Here is a 9466-nt window from a genome sequence, read left to right on the forward strand (position 1 = left end):
CTCCTTCATTGCCGCTCAAGCTTGCGTTCAGCCTCGGCAAGGGCGCGCTCGATGCTGTCTCCCGGTTGTTTCAGCATGGGTCCGTGACCTGGGGCGAGCAAAGAAGGGCGGTGTTTCCCAAGTTTCTTCGCGCTTTCCAGCGCGGTCCGCTGATGCCAGGTGGCCAAGGCGGGAAAGGGAAACCCCGGACGCAGCTGTCCGGCCACCGCGATCCCGCCCTTCGTCTGAAAGGCATCCCCGGCGATCAGGGCGCCGCTTCCCGTGTCGAGAAAGGCCATCGAACCCGGCGTATGGCCCGGTGCGGACAAGGCGAGGAGCGTTCCGATCCGGTCTTCCTCCCGGAGGAGAATGTCCGCCCGCGTCTTCAGCTTTTTGGGGACGCTGCCGCGGATCGGGGAAGCCGGTTCCCCCGGATCCGGGGAGAGATCTCCGGCTAAAAGACGCGAATCCCGTTTCGAGATGAAGACGGGAACATCGGGGAGCGCCTGTTTGAGGGCGTCAAGGGCGCCTGTGTGATCGGAATGGGCATGGGTCAGAACGATCCGGACGATCGGTTTCCCGATCGCGCCGGCCGCCCGCAAAATCCCCTTGGCGCTGCGGGAAAGCGCCGCGTCAACCAGTGTCAAACCGTCCTCTTCCTCCACCAGGTAACAGTTGACGGGAAAGACGCGGGGCAGGAACTTCACGGATGATTCGCACGGGCATATCCCCTTTAACTAATGATATTAGCTTTATATTAACTAATATCATTAGTTTTTGCAAACACCATTTTCCCCCCATCCCCTCGTTTGGTGAAATCAAAGGGCCGCCGCCTGCGGCGACGACCCGTCGAAAGAAAGCGATTTGGCCATCGGGTGTCTTTATCGATACGCCCGCTCGTATTGCCGGGCCCCGTCAAAGGAAAGGCCGCGCCGGCGGGCGGCGTCGATCACCCAGTAGGGATTGCGGAGGAGTTCCCTTCCCAGGAAGACGAGGTCGGCGCGCCCGTTTCCGAGGATTTCCTCCGCCTGCTCCGGGGTGGTGATGATTCCGACGCAGCCGGTGGGAATCTCCACCTCTTTCCGGATGGTTTCCGAATAGCGAACCTGATAGCCGGGGTACACCCGGGCCGGGGGCTTCGGAACCATGCCGCCGGAGGAGACGTCGATCAGGTCGACGCCCTCTTCCTTCAGCAGGCGGGCGATTTCCACACTGTCTTCCAGGGTGAGCCCTCTCTCGTCATGATCGACGGCGGAGATGCGCACGTACAGGGGGCGATCCGCCGTCCACACTTCCCGAACCGCCCGGACCACCTCCTTCAGCAACCGGAAGCGGTTGGCGAGGGAGCCGCCGTACTCGTCCTCCCTCCGGTTGGCGATGGGGGAGAGAAACTCGTGGAGGAGGTATCCGTGGGCCGCGTGAATTTCCACCACGTCGAAGCCGGCCGCGTCCGCCCGGCGCGCCCCTTCCCGGAAAGCCCGGATCACTTCCTCGATCTGGGCTTTGCTCATCTCCTGCGGCATCTTGCTCCGCTCGTCGAAGGGGATGGCGCTGGGGGCGATGATCGGCTCGTCCAGCTCCGCCTTTCGCCCTGCGTGGGCCAGCTGGATCCCGATTTTCACCCCTTGACCGTGGGCGAAATCGACGATTTTTTTCAGGCCGTCCACATGGCGGTCATTCCAGATTCCGAGATCGCGGTCGCTGATCCGCCCGCGGCTTTCCACGGCGGTGGCTTCCAGCATAATCAGTCCGACCCTGCCGACGGCCCTCGTTCCGTAGTGGACGATGTGCCAGTCGGTCACCTCTCCTTCCCGGGTCGCCGAATACATGCACATCGGGGACATGACGATTCGGTTCGAAAGGGTTACGTTTTTGTGGGTGTAGGGTTCGAAGATGAGGGACATGGTTCTACCTCCGTTTGCGGTGTCGTGTTGACGGCGCGCAAATCCTGCTGCCGGGAATTTTTCCCTCTGTAAAAGCATTGTACTCCAATCGGATCGCTCCATCAATCGCAAGGGCATCCTTTCGCCCGGAAGCCTGTTGACACGGAAAAGGGCGGTTTTTTATAATCAACATCGTTAATGATATTTTTAACCTTGTTAACGTTAATAACTCTGAAAGGGTGAAGGACAATCTCCCGCGATTTGGAGGATATCAAGAACCGGCTCGGCGAAGAGATCGCCCGCTCCTTCAAGTGGAGCGGGAACAGTCCGCTGAACGGGCATTTGTTTTCTCTGCTCCTGTTCTCCGAAAAGCCGCTCGGCTTGCAGGAAATGGCCGACGAGCTGGGAGTGACCAAGGCGGCGGTCAGCGTGCGCATCCGCGCCTTGGAGAGGCTCGGCCTGTGCGAAAAGGTCTCCCGCCTGGGAGATCGGAGGGACTTCTATCAGTTGGCGGAGGATGCCGGCCTGGTCTCGATCCGGATCAGTCTGGCGGCGCTGCGCCATATCTCATCGTTTTTGGAAGACCTTCTCGCGGATTTTCCTACCGACTATCCCGAGGAAGAGAGGGCGGCTTTTGAGACGGCCAAACGGCGCCTGGTGGAAATGAAGGCGCTGCATGATCTTTGCCTTGAGCGGCTGGACGGACTTGATGAAGAATGGGAGAAAAGGAAAAAATCCCTTTGAGGGCAAGGCGGATTTCCGGAATGCGACGGAAAGTTCGGCGAAGGACCCGCGGCGGCCGGCCGGAATGGACGCCCCGGGAGTGTCCGCCGCTTTCGGGCGATACGGACATGCCGGACGTCCGGAGCCGATCTTTCCTTTTCCGGTGCGCCTCCCCGTGACGTTTTCCGAATCGGCCCCGTAAAAGTTCCGGGTGCATCGGACGCCGGAGGATTCGGGCGCCTTCAGAAAACCTCGAGCCCGGGCTTATGCCTTCGGATTGCAAGGACGCACCTTTCATCGGATCCGTGCACGGATACATGATCTTCGGACAAGGAGGAATTCCGTTTTGAGCTGGTTGACCCGCTTTTCCCTGAAAAATGTGGCCGCCGTACTCATCCTGATCCTCCTCGTCACCCTCGGCGGGGTGTATTCGGCGGGACAGATGAAGATGGAGGCGATGCCGGACATCTCTTTTCCGGTGATCGTCGCGATCACTCCCTATCCCGGAGCGTCGCCGGAGGACGTGGACGAAAAGGTGACCCAGCCCATCGAGCAGGCGCTCATGGGCACAAAGGGGGCGAAAAAGGTCCAGTCCATCTCGGCGGACAGCACCTCGGTCGTGGTGGTGGAATTTGATTTCGATGCCGATTTGGACAAGATTCAGCGAGAGATGGAAGAGGCGGTGAGCCGGCTCCAGCTTCCCGACGAAGCGATGGACACCACCTTCAACCGCTTCGGCTTTGACACCTTCCCCATGATGATCGTCAGCCTGTACAGCAAAGATAAGAAGCCGGAGGAACTGGAAAAATGGGTGAAGGAAGAAGTGGAGCCGGCCTTGAAATCGGTCGCCGGCGTCGGACGGGTCGACGTCAAGGGGCAGGGTCCCAAGGCCGTGGTGGTTCGGCTCAAGCCGGACAAACTGAAAAAGTACAATCTGACCTCCCAGCAGGTGCAGCAGGCGCTCCAGGGGAACAACGTTTCCATCCCGGTGGGGGATTTGCGCGTGGACCGGCTGGATATGCCGGTGCGCGTCGACCGGAAAATCACCTCCGTCGAGGACCTGCGGAACATGCGCCTGACGGTCTACCCCGACGCCCAGGCGGGGATGAAGCAAGCCTTTGAGCAGATCGGACAGGGAATGGAAGGATTGGGGCAGGCCGTCGGCGGTTTGGGGCAGGCCGTGGGCGGACTCGGTGAAGCGGTGGGTCAGCTCGGCCAGGGATTGGGCCAGGTGGGCCAGGGAGTGGGACTGGTGCAGGCCCAGGTGCAGCTGCTGCAGTCGGCACAGCAGTTGCAGGCCCAGCTTCTCGGGGATCGCATCGCCCTGAACGATGCGGAACAGCGGCTCCGGGAAAATCCCGCCGACGGGGAAGCGGCCCGCGAAGTGGCGATGTTGAAGGCCAAGATTCAAGCGGAGGAAAAGGGGCTCAAGGAAATCGACAACCGGATCAGACAGATTCAAAAGCAGATGCCCCAACCGAAGGGAACGGGCGGGAAGAACGCCCAACTCCCCTCCGGCCTTCAGCCGCCCAAGGCGACCGGCCAGAAGATGACGAAACCGTCCTCCGCCGGGGAGCAGAAGATCCGGACGATCAAACTGTCCGATATTGCCGAGGTCAAGGAGACGTCGGAAGGGAACACCCTGATCACCCGGACCAACGGCAAGCCCTCGGTCAACATTGAGGTAGTCCAGGCGCCGGACGGGAATGTGGTCGAAGCGGTCGACGGGGTTAAAGCCAAACTGGACGAACTGAAGAGGAAGCATCCGGAGATCGAGACCACCCTCCTGCACGATCAGTCCCGGGCCGTGAAGGATTCCATCATGACGATGGTGCGGGAAGGGTTGCTGGGCGCCCTGTTCGCCTCCCTGGTGATTCTGGTGTTCCTGCGCAATCTGCGCACCACCCTGATCGCCATCGTGTCCATTCCGCTTTCGGTGCTCACCACGTTGATGCTGCTAAATCAAGCGGACATCACCCTCAACATCATGACCCTGGGCGGCCTTGCCGTGGCCATCGGCCGGGTGGTGGATGACAGCATCGTCGTGATCGAGAACATTTACCGCCACTTCTCCAAGACCCGGGAGCGGGGGGTCTCCCTGATCCAGTACGCCACCAAGGAAGTGGGTTCGGCGATCGCCTCTTCGACGATGACGACGGTGGCCGTGTTCGTTCCTCTGGGAATGGTGAGCGGGATCGTCGGAAAAGTTTTCGTTCCCTTCGCCGTCACCGTCGTGATCGCCCTGCTCAGCTCGCTGGTGGTGGCGGTGACGGTGGTGCCGCTGCTCGCCAAATTGACCCTTTTGAACGGAAAAAAGCTGAAGACGGAACACCGGGAGAGCCGATTGGCCCGGGTTTACCGGCAGGCCTTGTCCTGGGCGCTGGATCACCGGAAAACGGTCCTGTTGCTCTCCACGGTGATACTGTTGGCCAGCCTGCTCCTCATTCCGGTGGTGGGAACCAGCTTTTTGCCGGCGGATAAGGACAAGGCGATCCGGATCGAGGTGAAGATGCCCTCCGGCACGGCGCTGGAGGTGACCAACGAGAAGGCGAAGGAGATTGAAGACCAGTTGAAGACCTATCCCGAGGTCCGCGTCGTGTCCACCACCGTGGGGAACCTGCGCGGGCAGCTGGCGGGGGACGGTTCGATCGGCAGCACCAACCGCGTCAACACGTTTGTCAGCCTGGACCCCGATACGAAGATGGACGCCTTCGTGAAGCGCGTCCGCGACGACATGGAGCGGATCAGGGGAGACGCGGAATTGAACGTGCATGAGGTGAACAGCATGATCCCCACCAGCGGCGAAATTGTCGCCGTGGTGAAGGGGGACCGGATAAAGGACATCCGCAAGGTGGCCGAGGAGCTTACGGAACGGATGGAGAAGATGGACAGCCTGGCCAACGTGACCAACAACCTGAGCGAGCAGAAGGAACTGGTGAATATCGAAGTCGACCAGAAGAAGGCGGCCAAGGAAGGATTGTCCGCCGCCCAGGTGGCCATGTCGATCCGGGGCCTGTTTGAGGCGGACACCGTGACGGAGCTGGAAAACGGTTCCCAGGTGCAGGAGATCAAGCTGGGGCTGGAGCGGAAGGATCTCGATTCCGTGAAGAAGCTGAAGGATATCCGGATCATGGGCCCCACCGGGGATCTGGTCCGGCTCGGGGACGTGGCCGAGGTGAAAAAGGTGAAGGGGCCGGTGACGATCCAGAAGGAAAACGGCCAGCCCTACGCCACCGTCACCGGGGACATCACCATCTCCGATTCCGGCGCCGTCTCCCGGGAGGTGCGGCAGATCATCGGCGAGATGGACCTGCCCTCCGGCATCTCGGTAAACCTCAGCGGAGAGACCGAGGAGATGGACAAGAGCTTCGCCCAGCTGGGCGTGGCCATGGTGGTGGCCGTGCTGGCGGTCTATCTGGTGATGATCATCGCCTTCGGCGAAGCCACCGCTCCCTTCACCATCATGTTCTCCCTGCCGTACGCGGTGATCGGGGGACTGGTGGGATTGTGGATCTCCGGTCAGCCCATCAGTGTCTCCGCCCTGATCGGAGCGCTGATGTTGATCGGGATCGTGGTCACCAATGCCATCGTGTTGATTGACCGGGTGCAGCAGCAGCGGGCGCGGGGGCTGGACGTTCGTTCCGCGCTGCTGGAGGCGGGAGGAACCCGACTGCGCCCGATCCTGATGACCGCTTTCGCCACCATTTTCGCCCTGCTTCCCCTGGGGCTGGGCTACGGTGAAGGAAGCCTGATCTCCCAGGGGTTGGCGGTGGTGGTGATCGGCGGGCTGACGTCCTCCACGTTCCTCACCCTGTTCATCGTTCCGATCATGTACAGCATCCTTACGGGAGTGAAGGAGCGGGTGATCGGAAAGCGCGCCGGTTCGTCGGCATGACGTACAAACGGCCGTTGACGCGAAGTCAACGGCCGTTTCCTGTGTGTGAAGGATGTATCCGGCGGCGGCATGCCCGGCCCGAAAGGTTTCAAGCGTCCTTTCCCACCGCCTGCCGGATGTGACTGAATCCGTCCCGCTTCAGGAGCTGGAGCAGTTCCCGGTTGATTTTCCGGGCGATGGAAGGTCCCCGGTAGATCATCCCGGTGTACACCTGGACGAGGCTGGCTCCCGCGCGGATTTTTTCGTAGGCGTCCTCTCCGGTGAAGATGCCTCCCGTTCCGATGATGGGGACGCGTCCGTCGGTGTGCCGAAAGATGCGGCGAATCACTTCGGTGGATCGCTTCGCCAGGGGGCGGCCGCTGAGTCCCCCCGCTTCTTCGCGGAGGGGGGAGGAGATCCCCTCCCGGGAAAGGGTGGTGTTGGTGGCGATAAACCCGTCGATCCCCGCCTCCAGGGAGACATCCACCGCCGTCTCCAGGGCCTCATCGGTCAGGTCCGGCGAGATCTTGAGGAGGAGGGGGCGGATTTCCCCGGTTTCCTCCCGCAGCACTTCCCGCTCGCCGAGGATGTCTTCCAGAAGCGGCTTCAGCGCCTCCGGCCGATGCAGGTCCCGGAGCCCCTCCGTGTTGGGAGAACTGATGTTGATGACGAAATAATCGCCGTGGCGGTACAGGGCGCGGAGACTGCACCGATAGTCCTGAAAAGCTTGTTCGTTGGGAGTGTTGCGGTTTTTTCCGATGTTGATGCCGATGGGCAGGCGGGGCCGGGGGAGACGGGTGAAATGCTCCATCGCCTGACGGGCTCCGCGGTTGTTGAAACCCATCCGGTTGATGAGGGCTTCTTCCCGGGGCAGCCGGAACAGGCGGGGCTTGCGGTTGCCCGGCTGCGGCAGCGGGGTGATCGTCCCCACCTCGATGTGTCCGAAGCCGAAGGCGGAAAGGGCCGGATAAACCGTGGCGTTTTTGTCGAAGCCGGCGGCCAGTCCCACCGGATTGGGAAAGGACAGCCCCCAAAGAGAAACTTCCAGGGCCGGGTTTTCCACCGCGTAGAATTTGCGGGACAGAGACAGAAGCGCGGGGAAGGATTGAAGGGACTCCAGCCCCCGGACCGCCCATTCGTGCGCCCGCTCGGGATCGTATCGAAACAGGAGACGTCGCCATAAGGAATACAAGATGTCTCTTCCCTTCTGTTCATTCGTTCTATTTATGATGAGAATCCTCCCGTTTTATTCCGGTGCAAATGCGGGATCACTTCAAGAAGAGATTTGGCAACCTTCTACCATAATAACATGTTTCCCGTCTCCGCCGTGGGATGCGTTCGCCCGGGAAGGTTGACGCTCTCACGAGGATCCGGGAAACCCGTCAAAAAAGGCATCGATGGTGATTGGGAAATGGATCGGCGGCCGGTGGACCGCCATCCGGCCGGTTTATGCGAGAAATCCCACCAGAAAGCAAAGGAAACCCAGGATGATCGGTTCAAAAAACGCATCTTTTTTTCTCAGAAACAACCAGATTCCCAGACATTCCAAAAAAAGTCCCGCCAGAAAAAAGAATGTGCTCCAGTTTTCCATGATCCATTCTCCTCCGGAAGCGGTCCATACTTCAGTTTTAAGTATAATGGATGAAGAATGGAGGGAAAACGGTGAAACTTCGTTTTGTCACGGAAAATGTCGGAAAGTTGGAGGAAGCGAGGACCGTCCTCTCTCCCCTGGGCATCGAAGTGGTCCATCATTCCCTCGCACTGGTGGAACCGGTGGAGGGCGGGATTGAGGACGTTTGTCTCGAAAAGTTGCGCCAGGTGAGGCGAACGGGATTGAACCGGGTGATGGTGGACGATGCCGGGCTTTTTCTGAAGGCATACCCGGGCTTTCCCGGCGTGTTGACCAAAAGGATTTTCGATCAGATCGGATACCGGGGTTTTATGAAACTGCTGTCGGGCGAGTCGCGCCAGGCCTGGCTGGAGGGAACGGTCGCCGTCCTGTGGGACGGGAAGGTTCGCTGTTTCACCGGCAGGACCCACGGCAGCATCATCGAGGCGGACCCGGAACGCCTCCGGCCGGAACCGGGCTTCCCCTTCAACCCGGTCTTTGTTCCCGAGGGGGAGGAGCGGGTCTTGTCGGAGCTGTCGCCGGAAAAGCGTCTTGAGCACTCTTACCGGAGAAAGGCGCTGGAGCAGCTGGCGGCCTGGCTGAAGGAACGGACGGGTCGGAATGACGGGGAGCCTGCGGACTAGAACGGCGGAGCCGCTTCGGATTTCCGTCGATTTTCTGACAGGTTTCTCCTCGCCGGGAAAAGGGATGTCAAGCGTCAGTGAAAATGTCACCATAAAACGTCCGTGATTCTGTCACCTTAACCCTTCCCATCCCGAGCGGGAGTGAAAGTGACCGACAAGGATGGGAAGGAGGTGGTATGAATCCGGGATCAAAGATTCCTGCCTTCAGCCTGCTAACCCGATGACGACTGGCCATGACCTTGATTTTGAGGTATCATGGAGTTGGATTTTGGTGTTACCCAGGCTTTGCGCCATGGGTGATTGGGAGCAGGCTTACGAGGTTTCGTAACGCCTGCCTTTTCTTTTTCCGGCTTCGAAGCAGGCTTTCGAACCGGTTTTTCCACCCGCTTGACGAACAGGATCTCCCCGCTATGCTCGATGCACACCGAACCGTCCAGGGTCTGGCGAACCTCCACCTCCGTTTTGAGCGGAAGGATGCGGTCGGATACGATCTTGTACGTGTGTCCTTGGTACGAGATCGTTTGACCCGAACCCACTTTCCGGTATACCCCCCGGTAGCAAAGGATGTGCTTCAGGGCGCGGGGGTGGGTGTAAGGGACGAAGGCAGATTCTTTTTCAGCCGGTTCCACGGCGAACAGCCGATTGTGTTTTTCGATCAACTCGGGCAGAACCTCGTTTCCTTCGTCGACGGAGCCGACCTTTCGTAAACGGAGCTCAATGATCCAGCGGTCCTGTGTCGTCTGGAAGCATCGCT

General features: G+C 60.1%; 6 protein-coding genes and 1 pseudogene. 3 read left to right on the forward strand and 4 right to left on the reverse strand.

All coding sequences use genetic code 11. The annotated features are described in order from the left end of the window. Positions 1–5 precede the first annotated feature (5 nt). Positions 6–686 (reverse strand): MBL fold metallo-hydrolase, encoded by a 681-nt coding sequence (locus BM063_RS13925; protein ID WP_245752284.1) that lies wholly within the window; start codon positions 684–686, stop codon positions 6–8. A gap of 174 nt (positions 687–860) precedes the next feature. Then, positions 861–1883, reverse strand: a complete 1023-nt coding sequence (gene namA / locus BM063_RS13930) for an NADPH dehydrogenase NamA (RefSeq protein ID WP_092040255.1) — start codon at positions 1881–1883, stop codon at positions 861–863. A 240-nt stretch (positions 1884–2123) separates the two neighbouring features. Between namA and BM063_RS13935 the strand changes: the two genes are divergently transcribed. Both BM063_RS13935 and BM063_RS13945 read left to right on the forward strand, forming a co-directional pair. Beyond that, positions 2124–2606 carry a GbsR/MarR family transcriptional regulator gene (locus BM063_RS13935; protein WP_092040259.1) on the forward strand — a complete coding sequence of 161 codons (483 nt, stop codon included), beginning with the start codon at positions 2124–2126 and terminating at the stop codon, positions 2604–2606. 325 nt (positions 2607–2931) lie between these two features. Continuing rightward, positions 2932–6480 carry an efflux RND transporter permease subunit gene (locus BM063_RS13945; protein ID WP_177199173.1) on the forward strand — a complete coding sequence of 1183 codons (3549 nt, stop codon included), beginning with the start codon at positions 2932–2934 and terminating at the stop codon, positions 6478–6480. Between the two features lie 88 nt (positions 6481–6568). Here the strand turns inward: BM063_RS13945 and BM063_RS13950 are convergent, their stop codons facing one another. Next, positions 6569–7651 (reverse strand): quinone-dependent dihydroorotate dehydrogenase, encoded by a 1083-nt coding sequence (locus BM063_RS13950; RefSeq protein WP_092040270.1) that lies wholly within the window; start codon positions 7649–7651, stop codon positions 6569–6571. A gap of 470 nt (positions 7652–8121) precedes the next feature. Between BM063_RS13950 and BM063_RS13955 the strand changes: the two genes are divergently transcribed. Then, a complete protein-coding gene (locus BM063_RS13955; protein ID WP_177199174.1) occupies positions 8122–8712 on the forward strand; it encodes a non-canonical purine NTP pyrophosphatase in 591 nt (196 codons plus the stop codon). Positions 8713–8924: 212 nt separating this feature from the next. On the opposite strand, the pseudogene BM063_RS17730 reads toward BM063_RS13955, so the two are convergent. Then, a pseudogene (locus BM063_RS17730) lies at positions 8925–9466 on the reverse strand (ISNCY family transposase); the annotation flags it as partial.

Origin of the sequence: Planifilum fulgidum (assembly GCF_900113175.1) — a bacterium.
GTDB classification, from domain to species: Bacteria; Bacillota; Bacilli; order Thermoactinomycetales; family DSM-44946; genus Planifilum; species Planifilum fulgidum.

Coding starts and splice junctions, on each gene's coding strand:
- namA (WP_092040255.1), bottom strand. CDS start 1,883: ATGTCCCTCATCTTCGAACCCTACACCCACAAAAACGTAACCCTTTCG.